Here is a 21,612-nt window from a genome sequence, read left to right as displayed (position 1 = left end):
AAAATCCACCACACCAAAGTGGTGGACATATACAATGAGATAGGATACATACCGGATCGCCCCATCCAAAGCAAGAAGATCGTGGCGAGAATACAACCTGATGTGAACCATCTTACCCCGCCTCGGCGGGTCTGGATCAGTTACGGTATAAAGATTATCTATACCAGCGCATATTATGCATTGCTGTCCTCGCCACGCAACCGGTCGAGCGCACGACGTTCGGCCTTTGTTGGCCTACCGGCGCCCGCTTCGCGCTCACCAACCGGCGCAGTGCGGATATCGGATGCAACTTCCTTTTTCGGAACTCTCGGCGGGGAATGGTCAACATAAAGCGCCTGGGCTTCGGGTGCCGGGCCGCGACGTTCACCAAGGGCGACAACCTCGACCACGCGCAGATGCGGTCCCTGAAAGAATTGCAGGCGATCACCGGCAACCACCGTCACGCTTGCCTTCGATACCGATTGACCGTTCAGGACAATATGGCCGGACTGGCATGCCTTGCTGGCAAGCGATCTGGTTTTGTAGAACCGCGCATGCCACAGCCATTTATCAATCCGAAGCTTCTCTGCCTGTTCCGTCACGATCACCGAATTCCTGCAAACAACACGATATTATACACTTGGAAAGCAGAACGGCGACCCGCAAGGGTCGCCGTTCAATGCATAAAGTCCGATACGATCAGCCCTTGGCTTCAAGCATTTCCTTGAGCTTGGCAAACGGCGAATCTTCGTTGATCTGGTTGGCTTTTTCCGGGGTCTGATGACGGCCACCGCCCGGTTTGCCACCTCGGCCACCTTTGCCGCCCTGGTTAGGACGATTACCGCCCTTGCCTTTCGGGCCGCCTTTGCCACGGGCTTCCTGACGCGGGCCACCACGTTGACCACGGTTCTGACCGCCACCACGTTTGCGACGATCGACACGGACGAAGTATTTGACCTCGACCAGCTCGTCACCATCGGCATCGGTTTCAACCGCCGGGGCTTCAGCAGCTGCATCCTCAGTCTTTTCAGCAGCGGCTTCTGCCGGTTCTGCTTTTGCTTCTTCAGCCGGTGCGGTTTCCTCGGCCGGAGCATCTGCCTTGGCTTCGGTTGCAGCGGCTTCAGAAGCTTCGGCCTCAGGCTTGACTGCCTTGGCGGCTTCTTCGGCCTTTTTCTCGGCTTCCTTGGCTTCAAGTTCGGATTTCTTGACCTTGGTTACCTCGGCGCGCCAGCCAAGGGCGGTGAACACGCCTTCGGCCTGTTCGACCGTGCAGCCCAGAAGCGACAGCAGATCGGGATCAGGACGTACCTTGCCATCGTTTTCACGCGCCTTCTGACGCAGAAGCGCGGCAAAGCGTTCCAGCATATCCACGCGTGCGGCAAGCGGGCCTACCGGCATGTAACCGGCCGCAAGGTAGAAGCCCTTGGAATTCGCACGGTCGTTCGGGACCGAGGTACGACCAGCCGGCGGCAATTCCGGAAGCGCATCGAGTTCACGTGCAACCGCCCAAAGAATGCCGCGCAGCTCAACCGGATCTGGTTTGAGCGCATCAAGCACATGGACGGTTTCAACACCAAGACGCACACCAAGTTTGGCAAGTGCCTTACGGTCTTCGTCAGACAGGTCCTTGACCAGGCTTTCGAGTTCCGAACGCGGCACACAGCCCAGACCTTCGTTCAGCTGGAACAGCAGACCGCGAATCGGTCCGGACAACTGACAATCGCGCAGGCGGGTCAGCATCTTGAGACGCGTTTCGATATGGGCATTGATGAAATTCTGCAGGCGGGTACGCACCCGTTCACGCGTCGGACCGTCAAAGAACTCGCTATCGATGACCTGAACTTCGGGCGACAGCACCGTGTCGCCTTTTTTCAGTACACCAACCTGTGCACCGTTCCACAGCACATCGAGCTGGCCGTTTACTGCGAACTTGTCGTCTTCGTCAGTTTCAAGTTGTTTAACGCGTTGGGCAATTTCGCCGGTCAACGCGCGACGTGCGGCACTGGCGATCGCCTTGCCTTCAAAAGCAGCATCGGTTTCATCAGCAATGAAACGGAATCCGTCAAGACGGCCGACAAATTCACCTTCGACCTGTACTTCACCATTCGCAGTGATGGTAGACATGAGTTCAGACTTGTCCTTGAGACTTTTCAATAAAACCGAGGTTCGTCTGTCAACGAACCTTTGGGTCAGGCGTTCATGTAGCACATCTGAGAGCTTGTCCTCAATGGCCCGCGTGCGTTCCTGCCAATGATTGGCATCTTCGAGCCAGTGATGCTTGTGCGACACATATGTCCAGACGCGAATACCTGCCAAACGTGATGACAACTGATCAATATCACCATCATAACGATCCAGACGCAAGATTTGTTCGCCCAGCCAATCGATGGGCAGTTTGCTTCCGGGTTTCGCAAGATAGCGATAGATAGATGTTAGCAGCCTCGGATGGGCATCGGTATGGATATTTCGGAAGTCGGGAATCTGGCAGACTTCCCACAATAACTGTACCCGATCGGGTGCGGTTGCGATGCGTGCGACATCCTCGTTGCGCGCCAGATGATCCAGCATGACCTCGTCCACCGGCTCGCGCGCGAGAATTAGGGTCGGATCGTCTGATCGCCGACGCAGTGACTTCTGCAACGCATCTACCGTTCTGAAATCAAGCCGCGCATTACGCCAGAACACCTTGGCAAGCGGTTCGAACTCGTGTTCTTCGATCTGTTCGATAATGTCGGGATCAATGCCCGAAAGGTTCCCCGTCACCCCAAACGTGCCGTCATTCATGTGACGACCGGCGCGGCCTGCAATCTGTGCGGTTTCAGCCGCGGTCAGGCCACGATTGAACTTGCCGTCAAACTTGGTCATCGCCGCAAAGGCAACGTGGTTAAGATCAAGGTTCAAACCCATGCCAATCGCATCGGTCGCGATCAGATGTTCGACCTCGCCATTCTGGAACATCTCGACCTGGGCATTTCGCGTGCGCGGGCTTAGCGCCCCAAGTACCACAGCCGCCCCGCCCTTCTGGCGGCGGACCAGTTCGGCAACGGCATAGACTTCCTGGGCGGAAAAGGTCACCACGGCCGACTGGGCTGGCAGGCGCTGGATTTTCTTGGCCCCGTTATAGGTCAGAGTCGAAAAACGCTCCCGGCGGTCAAATTCGACATTATCAACCAGCTTGCGGATTACCGGACGGATGGTTTCAGCACCCATGAACATGGTTTCATGGCGTCCGCGGGCATGCAAAAGCCGGTCGGTAAAGACATGGCCGCGTTCCGGGTCGGCGCACATCTGGATTTCATCAATCGCCAGAAAGTCGACCTGCTTGGCGACTGGCATGGCTTCGACCGTGCACAGGAAATAGCGGGCTGTTTTGGGAAGGATGCGTTCTTCGCCGGTGATCAATGCCACCGCGCCCATGCCGACCTTGGCGACCGCGCGGTCATAGTTTTCGCGTGCCAGAAGCCTGAGCGGGAACCCGATCATCCCGGTCGTATGTGCCAACATCCGTTCCATGGCGAGATGGGTCTTGCCGGTGTTGGTCGGCCCCAATATGGCAAGGATACGAGGACCGGTTCGGGTTGAAATCTGCATCAAACTTTTCCAATCGACAGCCCAATGATCCGGGCCATCGCAATCATTGGGCCTTTCAACACGCGATCCGGCGCGATGTCAAGCTTTCTACCCGCGATCACGCCCCCACTCAAAGCGGTTAAAAATCCCAAGATCATCGGGTCGCGCACAAACGTGCCTATTCGTCCTCAAGTTCCAGCAATCTGGCCCCGGGACCATCACCGCCCAGCGCGTCATTCGGGTTATAAAGCGGGCAGGCCGAAATCGACAAACAGCCGCACCCAATGCACTGACCCAACTGATCACGCAAACGGGTCAATTGGTCGATCCGTTCGTTCAGATCATCGCGCCATTGCGATGAAAGATCTTCCCAATCCTTGACCGTGGGTACGGTGTTGCGCGGCAGCTTGTCCAACGCCGCCCCGATTTCCGACAGCGGGATACCGGTTTTCTGGGCAACCTTGATAATGGCAAGCTTGCGCAGCACACCACGATGGAAACGGCGTTGGTTGCCATCCGTTCGGATGGAACTAATCAGCCCCTTGCGCTCATAAAAATGCACCGCTGAAACCGCAATCCCGCATCTTTTCGCGACTTCACCAACACTCAGATAGCGCTGCAGCGCCCCTTTTTCCGCCATTTTCCCTCTCCCGGCACGGCACATCAGAAAGTTTCGTTTTCACGCTTGACCTTAACCTTTGTTGAGGTTCTAGAACAAGAACCATTGAAAAGAAAACGACAGGAGTGAGCGTTGTGAAAGAGACATACAATGTCGCCGTAATCCTTGGCAGCGCCCGCGAAGGGCGCTTTGGCGAAACAGTGGCCAATTGGGCTGTTGAAACACTGCGATCCGATCAGGAGCTTTCGGTTGATCTGATCGACCCGGCGAAACTTGATCTGCCATCCCGCCATGTCGGGGCCGAACACCCCGGTGTTGCAGAACTCCAAACGGCACTGGCCGAGGCCGATGCCTTTGTCGTCGTCACCCCGGAATACAATCACAGCTTCACCGGCGAGCTAAAGCTGCTGATTGATGCCGCCAAACCGCAATGGAAGCGCAAACCGCTTGCCTTTGTGTCCTATGGCGGGATGTCGGGTGGCCTGCGTGCGGTTGAACAGCTGCGGCTTGTCTTTGCCGAACTGCATGTTGTCACCATGCGCGACGTCATCAGCTTTGCCCATGCCCATGACAAGTTCGATGAAACGGGTCGGCCCAAGGATCTTGAAGGCACCAATGCCGCCCTGCATCACATGATGACGGATCTGAAATGGTGGGCAGGTGCCCTTCGCGAAGCCCGCTATCCGCATGCCAAGCTTCAATTGCTTGAAGCCATCGCGTCCTGAACCGCGTCCTGACCGGCGTCACACCCGTCGGCCTTGCATCAGTCCGTCGCTGTTTGAACAGCTCCCCCACCCCTGACAGAGACGGGCTGATGCACCATCCTTTGCGCCCGGACTAAGGGCCATCACGCAAAACGGGGTGACCAGATGGTCACCCCGTTTGCTTTGTCTTTCAGACGCTCTGAAACCTTAGTGGTTTCGCATCTTGTCTGCATATTCCTTGAGCTGCCGACGTGCCGCCTGGAAACTGTTTTTCAGCGCGATATAGACGTCTTCGTGGGCATGATCGGCGCTATCGCGTTTCACCATGATTTCCTTGCCCGGTACATTGATGCCGAAATGCACGGCAAAGCGGTTTCCATGCGCATGAGAAGATTGTGGGCGCTCCACCACGACATGACAACTGGTCATGCGGTCGAAGGTTTCTTCCAGTTTTTGCACCTTGAAACGGATGCGCTCATCCAGCGCATCAGACTGATCAACATCACGGTAGGTGATTTGAACGGGAACCTTCATGGTACGGCCTCCTGTTTAAAGCCTTGGACGCAAGACAGGGCATTGCACCCTGCCGATTAACCCGGCCTGCTTTTTAACGGCTCGGGGACTTTCAGGAACGCTTCCAAAATTCTGTCTGCGTCCCTGTAATAAAACCGTCTTTCTTTATACTTAGGATACAAGACTTGCGCTGCAAGATGCGTTGACGCATATCAAGCTCGGTTTAGTTTAAGGACGTAAACTTTAACCCGTTGAGGAGTCAGTTCTTCTGCCAATATCGGAGGAGACTGACAGACGCTTGAAACAAAGGAGAAAAAAGAGGTCATGACGGAAGAAAAAATGCGGTTCGAGGCCGAGGTTAGCCGACTGCTCGATATCGTTGTCCATTCGCTTTATTCCAACAAGGACATCTTCCTGCGCGAGCTGATCTCGAACGCTTCGGATGCGTGCGACAAGCTGCGCTATGAAGCGATTGCCAAACCGGATTTGCTCGCTGGTGATGCCGACTTCAAGGTGCGCCTTCTGACAGATGATGTCCGCAATGTTCTGACGATTGCCGATAACGGGATCGGGATGAACAAGGAAGATCTGGTCGATAACCTGGGCACCATCGCCAATTCCGGCACCGCCAAGTTTCTGGATGCGGTTTCCAAATCCGACAACGCCAAGGATGTCGATCTGATTGGTCAGTTCGGTGTCGGCTTCTATTCCGCCTTCATGGTTGCCAACAAGGTCGAAGTCGTCAGCCGCAAGGCGGGCGAGGATCAGGCTTGGAAATGGTCATCTGACGGCAAGGGCGAATACACCATCTCCGAGGCCGAGATGGAAGGTCGCGGTACGCAGATCACCCTGCACCTGACCGACGACAACAAGGAATTCACAGACGAACATCGTCTGCGTCATATCGTCAAAACCTATTCCGACCATATCGGTATTCCGGTGGTTCTGATGAAGGGTGATGGTGATGAAACGCTTAACGAGGCATCCGCACTCTGGACCCGCCCGAAAAGTGAAATCACCGACGAACAGTACAAGGAATTCTACAAGCACACCTCGCACGCCTTTGATGATCCGTGGAAGACCATCCACTATCAGGCCGAAGGCGCGATTGAATATACCGGCCTTTTGTATCTGCCGACCATGCGCCCGTTCGATCTGTATGATCCGCAGCGCAAAGGTCATCTGAAGCTTTATGTCCGCAAGGTGTTTATCACCGAAGGTGCTGATGAGCTTCTTCCGCCTTGGTTGCGTTTTGTTTCCGGTGTGGTCGATAGCCAGGACCTGCCGCTAAACGTCTCGCGCGAGATGCTTCAGGACCATCCGTTGCTGACCAAAATCAAGAACGGCCTGACCAAAAAAGTCCTGTCCGAACTTGAAACCGCAGCCAAGAAAGATGCTGAGGGGTATGAGACCTTCTGGGAAAACTTCGGCTCGGTCGTCAAGGAAGGTCTGTATGAAGACCAGACAAACCGTGACCGCATCCTGAAACTTGCCCGGTTCCGCTCGACCCATGGTGATGGCTGGACGACCCTTGCCGACTATGTCGAACGCATGAAGGACGGCCAGAAGGCGATCTATTACATCAGTGGTGAGGATATCGACGCCCTTAAACGCAGCCCGCAGCTCGAAGGTTTTGCTGCCAAGGGGATCGAAGTTCTGCTTCTGACCGATCCGGTGGATGAATTCTGGATGCCGTCTGTTGGCCAGTTTGAAGAAAAAGACTTCAAATCAGTCACCCGCGGAGGCGCGGACCTCAATGACATCAAGTCTGATGACAAGGAAGCCGACAAGGACGACAAGAAGGAAGAGGATGCAAGCGATGCATCTGCCCTGATTGCCGCAATCAAACTGGCCCTTGGCAATGGCGTGAAGGACGTTCGGGAGTCTGACCGCCTGACCAGCTCGGCCTGCTGTCTGATTGCCGATGAAATGGGCATGGATCTGCGCATGGAACGCCTGATGAAGCAGCACAACCGTGTTGATGAAATCAGCCCGCGCATCCTTGAAATAAATCCGAAGCACAGCCTGATCAAAAAGCTGTCTGACATTGCCACCAAGGATGCCAAGGCCCCGATCCTGAATGACGCAGCCCTGTTGCTGCTGGATCAGGCCCGCATTCTCGAAGGCGAAGCCCTGCCCGATCCGGTCAGCTTTGCCCGTCGCCTTGATCTGGTGATGGAAAAGGGTCTGGGTGCTTAACGGCCCCGAAAATTTAATCTTTGTAAAACGGCGCATCATCAGATGCGCCGTTTTCTTTTGGTTTTGTGCAATATGTAAAATGCTTATTTACCAACAAGCGGCATAAACATCCCAGATATCAAAGAACCGAAGTCGGGCGGGAAGGCACAAAACACGATGACAGCGATGATGAACTGGCAAAAACTGCTTTCACCGGCGCGCCTTGGCACCCGTCATTCCAGTGTCGGGCAATTTGGCCGATCTGACTTCCACAAGGATTACGACCGGATCATATTTTCGGCGTCCTTTCGCCGCCTGCAGCGCAAGACTCAGGTTCATCCCCTGCCGGAAAATGACAATGTCCATACCCGCCTGACCCACAGTCTTGAGGTTTCCTGCATTGCAAGGTCACTGGGGCTTACAGTTGGTCATCGCCTGCATGAAAAGGGCAGCCTGCCCGACACGATCGAGCCCGATCACATGGCCGCCATCGTTCAGGCCGCAGCGCTTTGTCATGACATCGGCAACCCGCCCTTTGGCCATGCTGGCGAGTACGCCATCCGTCAGTGGTTCGTCGACGCCGCCCCGGAATTCACCCAAAGCCTGACTGCCGAGCAGTTCGCCGATCTGACGACATACGAGGGAAATGCACAGGGCTTCCGCCTTCTGACCAACAAACGGACTGGTCTGTATGACGGCGGAATGCGCCTGACCTATGCAACTTTGGCCAGCTTCCTGAAATATCCATGGTCAGCAGCCGGAAGCCCCTTCCCGCAGAAAAAGAAGTTCGGTGCATTTCAGAAAGAATTCGCTCTGCTCGAAGAAGTTGCTGATGCCACCGGCCTGATCCGCACTGGCGATCAGTCATTCTGTCGTCACCCGCTGGTCTATCTGGTCGAGGCAGCCGATGATGTTTGCTACGCCCTGATCGATATCGAGGATGGCGTGGAACTTGAACTGGTCGAGTTCGATGTTCTTGAAAAGATGCTCCTGCCCTGCATCACGGATGAGCTTCCAGTCGAGTATGCTCGCGAACCCAATTCCAGTCGCAAGATTTCCTTCCTGCGTGGCAAGATCATGACCGGGCTTTTGGACGCATTGGTCAACGCGTTTGTCGCCAACGAAGAAGCCCTTTTGGCCGGGGAATGGAAAGGCGATCTTCTGGCCTGTGCCGATGGCCCCTATAACGAGCTGATCACACAGGCGAAGTCATTCTCGGAAAAGCAGATCATTCTGAACCGGCGCAAGGTCCAGATCGAAGTCGGCGCCTTTGCCCATCTGGAGACCCTGCTTGAGACGTTCTGCAAGACTGCCCTTGATGTCCATCATGCCAAGTCGGAAGCCGATATATCCTATCGCACCGGTCGGGTGCGCGAGCTGATTGGCAATGATGCGATGCCCATCGGGGCGCCGCTTTATGATCTGTATCTGGTCATTCTCGACTATGTATCGGGCATGACCGATGATTTCGCCGCACGCCTTGCGCGTGATATCGGCGGCGGACAGCATTAAGCCATGTGGTTGTTTGGTCGCTTTATTTACCGTTACCAGCGTCGTACTGCATTTCTGGGTGCAGGGGCATTGGCCGCGATCATCTATGGCCTTGTTGATCAAAGCACACGGCCGGAAATTGAAGCATGGTATTGGCCGTCTGTTGCCAGTGCGGTGACCTTTTTTATCACGCGCTTTGTTATCTCGCGCCTGATTGGCCGGTTCATCGGCGGTGTCCGGCGGAAGCTTCAGTAAAGAACATCCAAGGCAAAAAGAAAGGCAGGCTAAAAAGCCTGCCTTTGCTATGCGGGTTTGTGGTGTCCACCAACCGGTGAACAGGGTCAGTTAGTCCTGACCACCACCCATGGCGCTGTTGATTTTCTTGTCAGTGTTATACTGACTGAGCGAGTAAACCGCCCAGATTGCCGCCGGGACCCAACCGACGAGGGTAATCTGCAAAATCAGGCAGATGACACCTGCAATCGGGCGCCCGATGGTAAAGAAAAGCAACCAGGGCAGAATAAGTGCGATCAATAGACGCATGGATGAAATCCCCTTTTTGGTTCGACGTGCTTACATGCCGTCTTCGAAAGTGACCGTCACAACGCGGTTGCCCTGTTCCGGCACACCGTCTGCGGTTGAAACCGGTACATTGGCTTCGCCGCTGATGCTGATTGCAAGTTTGCTTGCCGGAACACCGCCATCACGCAGTGCCTTGACGACCGCATCAACACGCGACTTGGCAAGGATGTCATTATACATCGCATCACCGGCACGGTCAGCATAGGCAACAAGGCTGATCATTTTCGGCTCGTAGCGGCCATAGGCCTCAACGATACCATCAACAACCGACATCGCCTTGCCATCAATTGCGGCACTGTCGAAACCGAAATAGACATTCATCGGAACCGGCATCGGCATTGCTGCCATCGGGGCCGGACCGGTGTCGAGTTCGGCCTGTACGATCGCCAGTGCCTGATAGAACGCCGAACGGCAGTTATCGATGTCTTCCTGCTGGATGTTTTCTTCGAGTTCCTGCAACCAGCAATCAAAACCGGTCTGCGCACGGGCAGCAGCACTTGCCGCCTTTTCACGACCACCGGCGTCAAGGGCCGACATCAAATCAGCGCGTGCAACTTCGACTTCGGCCACCGAACCTTCAGGAAGGTTACGCTCGGCAATAGCCTGCGGGCCGGCATCCATGCCCATGGCTGCCGTCTTGGAACGGTTGGTGAAATAACGCGCATCCGACCAATCCGCTTCGTCATATTCTGCCTGGGCAAGGTCGGCATAATTCTGGTGAAGAGCCGCGTCAAAAGCCGACCCTTCGTCGGCCATCTCGCGTACTCCGGGGATGTTCATGTTTGCGCACGCGCTTAAGAATGCAGCGGCGGATACAACGGCAAGCAGTTTAGCTTTCATCGGTTTTACTCCTTGGTCTGACCGACTGTCGGGATCCCAATCCCATTGTGTTTTGGCCATGCCGACATTTGTTCCCAATGTCTTGTCTGGCCAAAATGGCAGGCCTTTTGGCCCGTCTTTTCCATGTCACTCTTGTCATCAATCAGATCAGAAGACCTGACCCCGAATTTTGACCCGTCCCAAGTCCTTGGACGAGCCCCCCAAGACAACACAGATTGTGGATATACTTATCCCTATCCAGAAATATATAGAAGTCAAATTCATGAAAAAAAGCAGTGGGATAGAGAAAATTCATAATCCGCTAACATCCCGCTGCATCAACAACAGCAAAATCTTGTGGGTCTGCCCTACAAACACAAAGACCCGACGGATCATGGTCAATCCGTCGGGCCAAAGATCAGTTCAGGCCATTGCCATCTGATGATGGCCTAGTCCGAAGAACCACCAAACAGGCCCTTGACCGCGCCACCAAGTGCGTCGGCCCCTTCCTTAAGCTTGGTACCACCGCCACTGGCAGCACCGCCAACGGCACCGACGACACCCTTGCCAAGGTCACCAACACCCTGCAGCAGGCCATCAACATTCAGGCTTGAGACCGCCTTGAAGACAGAGGTGTTGATCGCTGTCAGGATTTCACCAGCCACCTCGGCCGGGGTCGCACCACCATCTTCCTTGCCAACATCGGTCAGGTGAATTTCAGGCAGGTTGGTCGAAAGCCTCTTGCCCTGCAGGAAGCCTGCTGAAACGCCGACATCACCATTACGGACATAGACATTATCAATAATGATCTTGGTTCCGCCTTCATCGGCGGCATCGCCGGATGCTTCGCTGTCCGCACCACCGGCACCGGTCGGGCCCGAAACGCGCTGGACGAAGGCCTCAACATTGCGCTGGATGGTGGCGATGTTTGAACTGCCATTGCCCAGCTCGTAGATTACGCTTGGTGAATCCACCACGACTTCGATGATCCGGATGGTATCGCTGGTCAGGGTCGAACCATCAAGGCGCACCGAAATATTGCCGAGCGAGAACGCATAATCGGTATTGAACCCGTCCGGGTTGCCGACCACCAGCCCGTTGATCGCGGCGGTGTTTTGCGTTGTTTCAATCGATACCCCGTCAACCGTGACATCGGCCAGGGTCACACGCGTGCCGGCCTCTTCGATGGTGGATTTCACGATGTCATCAAGATTGACGTAAACATATACAAGCCCGCCAACGACCAAAACGATGATCGCGGCCAGACCAATCAGTATCTTTTTCATTGCCCGTATCCTGCGTAATGAGCCACCGAAACTGCGTGAATTTTATCCCTTGAAAGGCAAATGGGCACGCATCCGGTTTCGTTCAACCAGAAGAGTTGCGCTGATCGGGCTGACAATCAAGTTATTTCACATGACAAAACAGCGGATTAGGTTTCCCTGATCCGCTGTTTTGATGTCTTCGATTATCGATGGTTCAAAGATTGAACTCGACCACAACGGGTGCATGATCGGATGGCTTTTCCCAGTCACGGGCAAGATCATAAACCGATGCGGTGCGGACCGTTCCAGCCATGTTCGGCGTCATCCAGACGTGATCAAGACGCCGGCCCTTGTTGCTCGCGCGCCAGTCGCGTGCGCGATAGCTCCACCAGCTAAACAGCTTTTCGGGTTCGGGCACAACTTCGCGCACGGCATCGATGAAATCGCCGGACTGGCGGAATTTCTCAAGAATTTCGACCTCGACCGGTGTGTGGCTGACCACTTTCAGAAGCTGCTTATGAGACCAGACATCGTTTTCCGACGGCGCGATGTTGAAATCCCCGACCAAAACTGCCTTGCGATCCGGATCGGCGGCGCGACGGTCGCTCCACCAGCTGGTCATTTCATCGATGAAGGACAGCTTGTGGGCGAACTTTTCATTGATCGCCGGGTCGGGTTCGTCACCACCCGCCGGGATATAGAAGTTATGAAGCTCGACACCGTTTTCGAACTTCGCCATGCAGTGACGACGATCTTCCTTGCCGCAGAAATGCTTGATGTCGGTCTCGACAAACGGCAGCCGCGAAATGATCGCCACCCCGTTATAGCTTTTCATGCCATGGTTATGGCGATGAACATAGCCCGCCGCCTCAAAGGCATCGTGGGGGAAATGTTCATCCGGGCATTTCAGTTCCTGCAAGCACAGCGCATCAGGCTGTTGGTCTTCAAGGAACTTGATGACCTGTTCAATGCGCAGTCGAACGGAATTGATATTCCAGCTTACGATTTTCAAAACGGACTCCGTTTTCATTCTTTTCAGGTGGGGCTCCTGACCCGCAATCCCCTGAAAGTTCCTATTTCAGGGTGACGGACAGTTCCGCAACATCTGCAATCACAAGATCCATCCGATCACCGCGCACGACCTGACCAACGCCTTCGGGCGTTCCGGTAAACAGAAGATCGCCCGGTTTCAGTTCAATCAGGGTCGAGAGATGCATCAGCGCATCAACTACCGGCCAGATCATCTTCGCCGTGGTATCGTTCTGACGCACATCGCCATTAACCGACAATTTCAGATTGGTCGCATGCGGGTTGCCGGCATCGGTCTTGGGCTGGATCGCGGAAATGGCCGCACAACCGTCAAAGGACTTCGCCATATCCCATGGCAGGCGACGTTCCTTAAGGCCCGCCTGCACATCACGGCGCGTCATATCAAGACCGGCGGCATAGCCGAAAATGGCGTCTTCGACGGCAGCACGATCAAGATCCTTGCCCCCCTTGGACAGGGCTGCGACCAGTTCACCTTCATAGTGCAAATCTTCGGTGCCCGACGGATATGGCAGATCGCCATTGCCAACAACCAGGCAGTCGGTCGGCTTCATAAATACACAAGGCGGGGTGTCAGAGGGATCCGATCCCATTTCGCGGACATGTTCGGCGTAGTTCTTACCGATGCAGAAAATGCGATTTACCGGGAAAACGTCGTTCGTGCCCTGAACCGGAATGGTCGTCGGTGCGGGCGCTTCAAAGATCAAACTCATGATGACCCCATGTTGTTTATTCAAACTGTCCCACAGTCATAAACAAGCACGGGTCAGAAAGAAACGACCAAAACGCGTTGAACCGCTTCTGCTGTCAGGAATTGTCAGGAGGGCCAATTATGGCTTTGCACGAAGCCTGTCATCCGATCCGATCAGCACCAGTTCTCACCCAAGATCATGTCGCGGACTTTGGTCTTGGCGGCCTGAAGAACAGAAAACTTTTCCGGATCATGAAGCGGCGGCACAGACAGGATCAAAAGCCGTGCTGTTTCCCCCGCATTGACATGCAGATGATATCGCTGCCCCTGAAGGATCGAAATGCAGCTGTCATGGCCTTCAAACACATTGCCGTCGCCATCAGAAATCTCGACATTTCCGGAACGCACAAAGACGATTTCCTCGGCATGGCGGCTTTGAACGCCTGATACCACGCATGGGCCCTGCAGCGCGACTTCGCGGGTCGCAAGACAGGATGCAACATCGTCATTGGCCGGGGTCGCCAGAACGTGATCAGCAGCAATCGTATTTGACAGGGTTACCATGTGTGCATTTCCCGAAATTGAAATCGCTCGGTGTGAACGCCGGGGAAAATGCCGATATCGGGTGAACTTCGATATCCACAAATGGGGAGTGCAAACAAAAAGGGTGATACAACTCGTATCACCCCTTTGAAATCGTTATGAATTGAGGATTACAGCAATCCTTCGATCACCCGGTCTGGCGGGGTATGACCATCGACAAATGTCTTGATGTTGATCAGGACCTTCTCGCCCATATCAACGCGCCCCTCGATGGTGGCCGATCCCATATGCGGCAACAGAACGGCATTTTGCAGTTCAAGCAGCTTCGGGTTCACCGCCGGTTCGTGTTCAAACACATCAAGACCGGCACCTGCAATTTCGCCATCGGCCAGCATCCGGGTCAGGGCCGGTTCGTCAACAATCTCGCCTCGTGCGGTGTTGACCAGAATGGCATGCGGCTGCATCAGTTTCAGACGACGCGCAGACAGCAGATGATAGGTCGCCGGCGTATGCGGGCAGTTGACCGAAATGACATCGACATGGGCCAGCATCTGATCCAGGCTTTCCCAATAGGTCGCATCAAGTTCTTCTTCAATATCCGGGTGCACACGACGGCGGTTATGGTAATGCACCGACAGGCCAAAGCCCTTTGCCCGGCGCGCAAGTGCCCGGCCAATACGGCCCATGCCAACAATGCCAAGACGCTTGCCCCAGATACGATGACCCAGCATCAGCGTCGGCCCCCAACCAGCCCATTCGCCCTTGCGAATAAGGCGCTCGCCCTCTGCAAGGCGGCGCGATACCGACAGGATAAGTGCCATGGTCATATCGGCGGTGTCTTCGGTCAGGACATCTGGCGTGTTGGTGACGGTAATGCCGCGCGATCGTGCGGTCTGCAGATCGACATGGTCAACACCGGTGCCGAAATTGGCAATCAGACGCAGGTTCGGACCAGCATGCGCCAGAACCGCTGCGTCGATCTTGTCGGTCACGGTCGGCACCAGCACATCGGCTTCCTTGACCGCATCAATCAGTTCCTGCTTGCTCATCGGCGCATCGTCAATGTTCAGACGTGCGTCAAACAGTTCCATCATGCGGGTTTCAATCGCTTCCGGCAGCTTCCGGGTCACGACGACAAGCGGTTTTTTCTTGGTCATGTGCCGATCCTATGCGGTCTTTTAACTCTTTTTCAGACAAAATAAGGCATGTTGCACTTTGGTGCCCTGCCGCACTGCAGTGATGCCACGCCGCAAGGTACAAAAGCAAGGATTTTGACGCAATTTTTGTAATTTTATTTCGCAATCGCGAATCTTTACAAAAGCCGCGCAAAGAGAATAAACGAGGGAATACCAACAAGATGCCGCAGAATTTGCGCAAATTTCTGTATCGCTTCATGGCCTTGGCGATTCTGACGAGCGTGACCACACCGATCGTGGCCAGCGCACAGGAATCGGGCCTGCCGATCCCGCGATTTGTCGCACTGCGTTCTGACAAGGTGTTCCTGCGCTCAGGTCCCGGCCTTCGATACCCGAAAGTCTGGATCTATCATCGCCGCAACATGCCGATGGAAGTGGTGTCGGAATTCGATACCTGGCGCAAGGTGCGCGACTGGGAAGGCAGCGAAGGCTGGGTGCATCAAAGCCTTCTGATCGGGTCGCGCCATGTCATCGTTACCGATGAAAACATCACGCTGTATTCAGCAGCCGACAAAAACGCCCGCAAGATTGCGCTGGTTTCGGCAAGCGTGATCGGCCGCATCGAAGATTGCCCGACGACGGTTGACTGGTGTCAGTTGCGTTTTGGTGATTTCGAAGGCTGGGCCCCCCGGCATGGCTTCTGGGGCATCTATGACGGCGAGAATATCGAAGGATAAGATCCTTCGGGTTTGCCGCGCTAAATCAGCCTAAAGCAGGAATCAGGCTTCGACAGAAACCCGGTTGGTCGGGCGATCCGCAACACCTGTGCCACCGCTGCTGCCAAATGTGCCATTGCCGCCGCTGTCATAGCCGCCAAAGGCTGGCGTTGCGAACGGCTGTGTTGCCCCGCTGCCCGGAATCGACTGGCCAAGGAAGTCCTGACCCGGGTTGGTGCCATCTTCTTCGGCTGTCGGATCAAGGAACGGATTTTCTTCCTGTTCCGGAACAGGGTCCGGACGCGGTTCAGGCAGGGTAATGCCACCAACGGCGACTGTCTGGCTGGCAAGCTGGGACGAAACGTCGCCAAGATAAGCCTGAAGATTTTCCGAAATACGTGCCTGCGCGTCTTCTCGACCGGATGTTTCCGATGCGGCAAGCTGGGCCTGCAGAATGTTTTCACCTGCGACCTGCGAAATCCGGTTCTGGTCCTGTGCGGTGCCAAGGCTGCCCTGATCAGCCGCCAGCGAGATTTCGCGATCACGCAGCGCTTGTTGCGCTTCATCCACCAGCGTGCGCGCATTCGTAACACCCGCACTGTCGGAAACATCGATGCTTGAAAGACCGGTCGCCAGATCCTCGGCACTCGATGCCGACAGATCAACATCAATACGATTGTCCGATGATGTGCCGGTACCCACCTGCAACGTGATCGATTGATCAGACGCAAGAAGGTCGCGGCCCTCAAAATTGCTATTGGCGGCAATATCGTCGATCTGGGTCAGGTAATCTTCGATCTGCGCATTCAGCTGTGCGCGCTGCTGCGTCGATAGATCTGTATTTTCTTCGGCAATCGTGACCAGCGCATCAATCTCGTCCAAGGCACTGCCGATCCGCGAAAGATCCATTGATGCCTGATCAAGAAGTGCACCCGCATTGCCAAGCGAGCCATTTAATTGTGCGCTGGTGTAACCGGCATTGCGAACCGAGTCGGAATTGCGGTTTGAGCTCTGGCTGTCAGAAGAAAACTGGCTGCTTTCAGACGCAATCAACCGGTTCTGCGGTGCGATTGCACGCGCAGTGTTGGTATAGATCGGCAGCTGACTGGCCAGTGGTTCCATTGCTTTTCCGCTCAAACAAGCCGGCAAGGCAACTACGTGCTGCACGGACAACGGATCGATTGTCTTCGACCCATTGCCCACCTGACCATCCTGGTGTCCGGCGGAAATACCAGCTACTAGTATAGTATATCAGTGAAGAAAAATTAAGCCCCAAAGCGAACCTGTGCGCGAACCAGGTCTTAGCCATTGGAAGTACGGCGCAAGACCGCAAACAATTCCAGATGCGATGACCACAGGAACTGATCGACCGGCACGACTTTTTCAATCTCGTAACCGGCATTGCGCAAAACACGCATATCGCGGCTAAAGGTCGCCGGATTGCAAGACACCGCCAGAACCCACTCCGGTCCATCAACAGCCAGCGCCTCGCATTGGGCAAGGGCACCGGCACGCGGCGGATCAAACACAACCAGATCAAATCCGCGCAGTTCATCCCCACTTAGGGGCTGTCGAAACAGATCGCGACGCACGACCTTGATCGGGCTGCCCGACTGCCCCACCGCATATTGCAGCAACTCAACCGCGCGCGGATCGCTTTCAACCGCCGTAACCGAACGGCGTTTGCCCGACAGGGCCAGCGAAAATGTAAAACTGCCGACACCACAGAAAAGATCAGCAACGTTTTTGGGCGCAATATCAGAAACGGCCGAGGTGATGGCACGAACCAGTGCCTGTTCGCCTTCACGGGTTGCCTGCAAGAAGCCACCCGGTGCAATCGGCACATCGATCCCTTCAAACCGGACCAACGGGGTATGGCGGGCCGCAACCGGCTCATCAGCGCGATCGCCACTCTTCCAGCTTAGCCGGGCGATATTCTGGTGATCGGCGAACTCCGCCAGATCCTGTCGCATATCAAGATCCGGGTCGTTGCTGGCGTGGACCAGTACATCCAGACCGGTATCGCTCAGGGTAACAAAGACTTCCTTGATATCGCGCGCATGCTCGGGCGGGCAGGCTTCCAGAAACATCACAAATGCTTCGCGAAACGCCATCAGTTCCGGCCGCAAAACCGCACAATCGGGCACATTGAGAACCGTGTGACTGAACCGCCCATGGAAGCCGACGAAAACGCCGGTCGCCCCGACATGCACCGAAAACCCGGCCCGCCGCCGACTGGCTGGTGGCGAGATTTCAACGTCCACGACCAGATCGTCGGCATCTTCGGGGTCAAGGCCAGCACGCTGAAGGGCGACCATCGCCTTGTCACGTTTCCAGGTGCTGTAATCATCGTCATTCATGTGTTGAAGCGCACAGCCACCGCATTCCTTGAAATGCGCGCAGCGCGGGGCGCTGTAGCCATCGGCGCGCGCAATTTCCGAAACGACCTCTGCCCCATAACCGTCGCCGCGCTTTTGGCGAAGTGCCACCCGCACTTCGTCACCGGGCAGGACGCAATCAACATAGATCAGCACCGACTTACCATCAGGCGCGGTGACATGGGCAATACCATCGCCGCGCGCACCGATCTGTTCGATGGTTACGTCTGCTTCAAACCCGATCAGCGGATCACGACGGGATGGTTGACGTTTGCGTCCCCCACGGGCGCGGGGATTGCGGTGATGGTGTTTCATGAACTCTCTCTGGGGGTGATCTTTGTCACACGAAAACCGACGATGTCTGCGGGGTGTCGGATTTCCGCCTGAGATACACCACTTCACGTTTTCAGAACAGGGGCTAAGCGGATTTATTATCGCCAAACCTGCCTCAAAACACTGTCACGGAATGCTTTTTGGTCATCACGCGGGAAAATTAATGCGTAAATGAAGGCGACCAACCCCTTAAAGTCGTGTAAGAATAACACCATAAAAGAATGGTAGCGATTTTGATCAATCAGAATGACAGCGCCTTTTTTCATCTATCAATGACAGAAAAACATTGATGGAAACTGGTATTGCCAGATATCGGCACGCCGCCTGATCGGGGAGGATCAGGACGTGTCACTATGTTGGGGGAGACATAGAAGAAGAAACAAAGCAGGCTGAGGAAAACGCAAACAAGCAAACGTCGCGCCTGAAAAAGCGGGCTTTGGCGGCGGGTTTTCTGACGGCGGCTTTCTTTGTCACAGCCACTTTCCTGATCTGGCAAACGGTTGAAAACAACCGCCGGGCCATTTTGCAATCTGCCGGACAGATCACGGCTAACGCCGTCGCCCAGCAGGTCAAAGGCATTGTGAACAACAACCTCGCTGTTCTTGAAAGCTTTGCCGACAACTGGCAGGGCGGCCCGCCTGAGGACGAGCGCGAGTATCTTTCAGTTGCGACCCCGCTGCAAAGCCGGTTCCCCGCCCTGCAGGCGATCAACTGGATCACGCCAAACTACATCATTCTTTATGTTGCCCCGATCAAGGGCAACGTCCCGGCCATGGGGGCAGATCTTAAACGTCATCCGCTGGCCGGTCCGGTTTTGGATATTGCGCTTGATCAACGCCGCACCCAAATCACCCCGACCCTTGAGCTGATGCAGGGCGGGCGTGGTTTTGCCGCCTACAGCCCGGTTTTGGGCCGTGATGGCGAGATCATTGGCATCATCAACGGGGCGTTTCGAATTCGCTCCATGCTGGCGTCCGTCATCAATACCGAACAGGTCGAAGATTACACCGTCCGTGTACGCGAAGGCGACACGGTGCTATTTGAAATCCGTGGCGAGGGGGATGACGAAACCCTGCAGCACACCGTGCCGTTTGATGTGGTCGGTCGCCAATGGCAGGTGGACGTTATTGCAGATCCCAAACTGGCGCAAAGCACAGTAAACCCCGAACTGATCGTGATGTTCGGTGCGCTGACAACGGTTCTGTTCACCACCATCGTCTTCTTGCTGACCAACCGGCAAAAGGCCGCTCTGCGCCGCACGGTTCATCACATCAATGCTGGCGATGACATCAATGACCTGTCGCTTTCGATCACCAAGCTTGACGGTCATCTGAAATCGATGTCACCGGAAACCGCTGAATTCTTTGACCTGCGTGAAGAGGATTACGGCTTTATCCGGTTCTATAACCTGGCACCGGAATTCCAGTCCGATGGCACCGCATCACGCCGATCGCAGGAAAAGATGCTGCTTGCGATCACCCGCGGTGATGATGAACTCCGGCGCGAGTGGATTGTCCGCAGTGCCGAAGGCGTTCATGTTGTCTGCAATCTGGCAATGAAGCCGTCCGCAACCCATCCCGATTGCGTCGACATTACCCTGCACCACAACCCGGCGGCCAATGCATCGGCCAACCGGCTGCGCTATCTGGCGACTCATGATCCGCTGACGGGTCTTCCGAACCATGCCCTGTTTGAGGATCGCCTTAATCAGGCAGTGGCGCATGCCAAACGCTATGAAAAGCTGCTGTCGGTTCTTGTCGTCGATATCGATAACTTCCGGGCGATCAATGACCGGTTTGGGGCCGATGTCGGCGATGAAACGCTGCGCACCATTTCCGGTCGTCTGCGCGCCACCGTGCGTGAAAAAGACACCTGTGCGCGGTTCTCGGGCGATATGTTTGCCATCATCGCAACCGACCTGTCGGAAGCAGAAGGTGCCGCATTGGTTGCAGAACGCGTGGTCGAGGCCATGTCGCAACCAATCCTGACCACCACGGGCGATGAAATCCGTCTGCATGTCAGTGTCGGTGTTGCGCTTTATCCCAATGATGCGCGCGCCCCATCGCAATTGATGGCCAATGCGGATGCAGCGATGTATCGCGCCCAGAAATCGGCAGAATCGTCTTATTGCTTCTTTGTCGAGACGATGAACAACGTCATGCATGCGCGCCTGTCGATGGAAACGCAGCTTCGGCGTGCGGTCGATGAGAAACGCTTCGTTCTGGAATATCAGCCGCGCTATCGCACATCGGATCGCACTCTGACCGGGTTCGAAGCGCTGCTGCGCTGGATAGATGACAGCGGCAAGCGTCGCCTGCCACCTGATTTCATCGCGGTTGCCGACCGGACCGGTCTGCTGTCTCCGCTGGGTCACTGGATCATTGAAACCGTTTGTAAGCAGGTTGCCGATTGGCGGCGTCAGGGCTATGTCCCGGTTCCCATCGCGCTGAACGTTTCAAGCCGCCAGTTCATTCAGGCCGATCTGATCAAGAACATTACCGATCTGACCGCCGAACATGAAATTGATCCGGCGATGATCGAGATCGAGGTTTCCGAAGAAATCGCTATGCGCGATCCGGAACGTGCCCTTGGTCAATTCTATCGCTTCTCCGAAGCCGGTATTGGCCTGACGCTTGATCACTTTGCGGCGGGCAACACGTCGCTTCGTTATCTGAAACGCTTCCCGGTTCAACGCATCAAACTGTCGAAGTCGCTGTTTAATGTCGCACTTGATGAACAGCCGGAAAACAGCGTGCTTCAGCCGGCCATCCGTCTGTGTAAAAGCCTCAACCGCAAGGTCGTGGCCGTCGGCGTTGAAACCGAAGAACAGATGGCATCACTTCAGGCCGCCGAATGCGATGAGATCCAGGGCTTCCTGCTGTCAGCCCCGCGCGATGCCGCCGATACGCAGGAACTTCTGATCCATCAAACGCCGAACCAACCAGCGCCGAAAAAGGCGTCTGGCCCGGCGGATGACAAGAAGTCAGGCTAACATGCCAACGGCGATCACCGGCCATTTTGAAAACACCGAACCCCGCACCAACTTGG

Annotated in this window: 19 protein-coding genes; 6 read left to right on the top strand and 13 right to left on the bottom strand. The window is 55.3% G+C overall.

Features of this window, described 5'->3' with window-relative positions; genetic code table 11:
- Positions 1 to 173: 173 nt before the first annotated feature.
- The 3 genes from CMO10_RS01640 to soxR form a co-directional block, all read right to left on the bottom strand.
- The gene (locus CMO10_RS01640; RefSeq protein WP_297018586.1) at positions 174 to 581 is read right to left on the bottom strand and encodes an RNA-binding S4 domain-containing protein; all 408 of its coding nucleotides are present in this window, start codon (positions 579 to 581) and stop codon (positions 174 to 176) included.
- Positions 582 to 678: 97 nt separating this feature from the next.
- Entirely contained in the window at positions 679 to 3,570 is a 2,892-nt protein-coding gene (locus CMO10_RS01635) for a helicase-related protein (protein WP_297018585.1), read from the bottom strand.
- A gap of 157 nt (positions 3,571 to 3,727) precedes the next feature.
- Complete coding sequence (soxR, locus tag CMO10_RS01630) at positions 3,728 to 4,189, bottom strand: redox-sensitive transcriptional activator SoxR (protein WP_297018584.1); 462 nt, start codon at positions 4,187 to 4,189, stop codon at positions 3,728 to 3,730.
- Between the two features lie 113 nt (positions 4,190 to 4,302).
- On the opposite strand from soxR, the gene CMO10_RS01625 reads away from it, so the two are divergent.
- Positions 4,303 to 4,893, top strand: coding sequence for an NADPH-dependent FMN reductase (locus CMO10_RS01625; protein WP_044827300.1), 591 nt, complete (start codon positions 4,303 to 4,305; stop codon positions 4,891 to 4,893).
- Positions 4,894 to 5,079: 186 nt separating this feature from the next.
- Here CMO10_RS01625 and CMO10_RS01620 read toward each other — a convergent pair whose 3' ends face one another.
- Entirely contained in the window at positions 5,080 to 5,406 is a 327-nt protein-coding gene (locus tag CMO10_RS01620) for an HPF/RaiA family ribosome-associated protein (protein WP_044827015.1), read from the bottom strand.
- Positions 5,407 to 5,709: 303 nt separating this feature from the next.
- Between CMO10_RS01620 and htpG the strand changes: the two genes are divergently transcribed.
- The 3 genes from htpG to CMO10_RS01605 all read left to right on the top strand — a co-directional run bounded on the left by htpG (position 5,710) and on the right by CMO10_RS01605 (position 9,309).
- The gene (htpG, locus tag CMO10_RS01615) at positions 5,710 to 7,584 is read left to right on the top strand and encodes a molecular chaperone HtpG (RefSeq protein WP_297018583.1); all 1,875 of its coding nucleotides are present in this window, start codon (positions 5,710 to 5,712) and stop codon (positions 7,582 to 7,584) included.
- A gap of 165 nt (positions 7,585 to 7,749) precedes the next feature.
- Positions 7,750 to 9,075: a deoxyguanosinetriphosphate triphosphohydrolase gene (locus CMO10_RS01610; RefSeq protein WP_297018582.1), complete on the top strand. Its 1,326-nt coding sequence runs from the start codon at positions 7,750 to 7,752 to the stop codon at positions 9,073 to 9,075.
- Positions 9,076 to 9,078: 3 nt separating this feature from the next.
- The gene (locus CMO10_RS01605; protein WP_297018581.1) at positions 9,079 to 9,309 is read left to right on the top strand and encodes a hypothetical protein; all 231 of its coding nucleotides are present in this window, start codon (positions 9,079 to 9,081) and stop codon (positions 9,307 to 9,309) included.
- 90 nt (positions 9,310 to 9,399) lie between these two features.
- Here CMO10_RS01605 and CMO10_RS01600 read toward each other — a convergent pair whose 3' ends face one another.
- The 7 genes from CMO10_RS01600 to CMO10_RS01570 form a co-directional block, all read right to left on the bottom strand.
- On the bottom strand, positions 9,400 to 9,597 hold the full coding sequence (locus CMO10_RS01600) for a YqaE/Pmp3 family membrane protein (protein WP_044827018.1): 198 nt from the start codon (positions 9,595 to 9,597) through the stop codon (positions 9,400 to 9,402).
- A 30-nt stretch (positions 9,598 to 9,627) separates the two neighbouring features.
- Positions 9,628 to 10,476 (bottom strand): OmpA family protein, encoded by an 849-nt coding sequence (locus tag CMO10_RS01595; RefSeq protein ID WP_297018580.1) that lies wholly within the window; start codon positions 10,474 to 10,476, stop codon positions 9,628 to 9,630.
- Between the two features lie 428 nt (positions 10,477 to 10,904).
- Positions 10,905 to 11,741, bottom strand: a complete 837-nt coding sequence (locus tag CMO10_RS01590; RefSeq protein ID WP_297018579.1) for an AsmA family protein — start codon at positions 11,739 to 11,741, stop codon at positions 10,905 to 10,907.
- Between the two features lie 193 nt (positions 11,742 to 11,934).
- The gene (gene xth / locus CMO10_RS01585; RefSeq protein WP_297018578.1) at positions 11,935 to 12,732 is read right to left on the bottom strand and encodes an exodeoxyribonuclease III; all 798 of its coding nucleotides are present in this window, start codon (positions 12,730 to 12,732) and stop codon (positions 11,935 to 11,937) included.
- 61 nt (positions 12,733 to 12,793) lie between these two features.
- Positions 12,794 to 13,480, bottom strand: coding sequence for a fumarylacetoacetate hydrolase family protein (locus CMO10_RS01580; RefSeq protein WP_297018577.1), 687 nt, complete (start codon positions 13,478 to 13,480; stop codon positions 12,794 to 12,796).
- A 152-nt stretch (positions 13,481 to 13,632) separates the two neighbouring features.
- A complete protein-coding gene (locus tag CMO10_RS01575) occupies positions 13,633 to 14,022 on the bottom strand; it encodes a hypothetical protein (RefSeq protein ID WP_297018576.1) in 390 nt (129 codons plus the stop codon).
- Between the two features lie 149 nt (positions 14,023 to 14,171).
- A complete protein-coding gene (locus tag CMO10_RS01570) occupies positions 14,172 to 15,158 on the bottom strand; it encodes a 2-hydroxyacid dehydrogenase (protein WP_008890071.1) in 987 nt (328 codons plus the stop codon).
- 200 nt (positions 15,159 to 15,358) lie between these two features.
- Between CMO10_RS01570 and CMO10_RS01565 the strand changes: the two genes are divergently transcribed.
- Positions 15,359 to 15,874: an SH3 domain-containing protein gene (locus tag CMO10_RS01565; RefSeq protein WP_297018575.1), complete on the top strand. Its 516-nt coding sequence runs from the start codon at positions 15,359 to 15,361 to the stop codon at positions 15,872 to 15,874.
- A 42-nt stretch (positions 15,875 to 15,916) separates the two neighbouring features.
- On the opposite strand, the gene CMO10_RS01560 is transcribed toward CMO10_RS01565, so the two are convergent.
- Both CMO10_RS01560 and CMO10_RS01555 read right to left on the bottom strand, forming a co-directional pair.
- Complete coding sequence (locus tag CMO10_RS01560; protein ID WP_297018574.1) at positions 15,917 to 16,975, bottom strand: coiled-coil domain-containing protein; 1,059 nt, start codon at positions 16,973 to 16,975, stop codon at positions 15,917 to 15,919.
- A 179-nt stretch (positions 16,976 to 17,154) separates the two neighbouring features.
- Positions 17,155 to 18,546, bottom strand: coding sequence for a class I SAM-dependent RNA methyltransferase (locus CMO10_RS01555; protein ID WP_297018573.1), 1,392 nt, complete (start codon positions 18,544 to 18,546; stop codon positions 17,155 to 17,157).
- Positions 18,547 to 19,000: 454 nt separating this feature from the next.
- On the opposite strand from CMO10_RS01555, the gene CMO10_RS01550 reads away from it, so the two are divergent.
- Entirely contained in the window at positions 19,001 to 21,556 is a 2,556-nt protein-coding gene (locus CMO10_RS01550; protein ID WP_297018572.1) for a bifunctional diguanylate cyclase/phosphodiesterase, read from the top strand.
- Positions 21,557 to 21,612 lie beyond the last annotated feature (56 nt).

It is taken from the genome of Thalassospira sp. (genome assembly GCF_002709775.1).
Lineage (GTDB): Bacteria > Pseudomonadota > Alphaproteobacteria > Rhodospirillales > Thalassospiraceae > Thalassospira.
The sequence above is the reverse complement of the archived record's forward strand: the minus strand, read 5'-3'. Positions and strand labels throughout refer to the sequence as shown.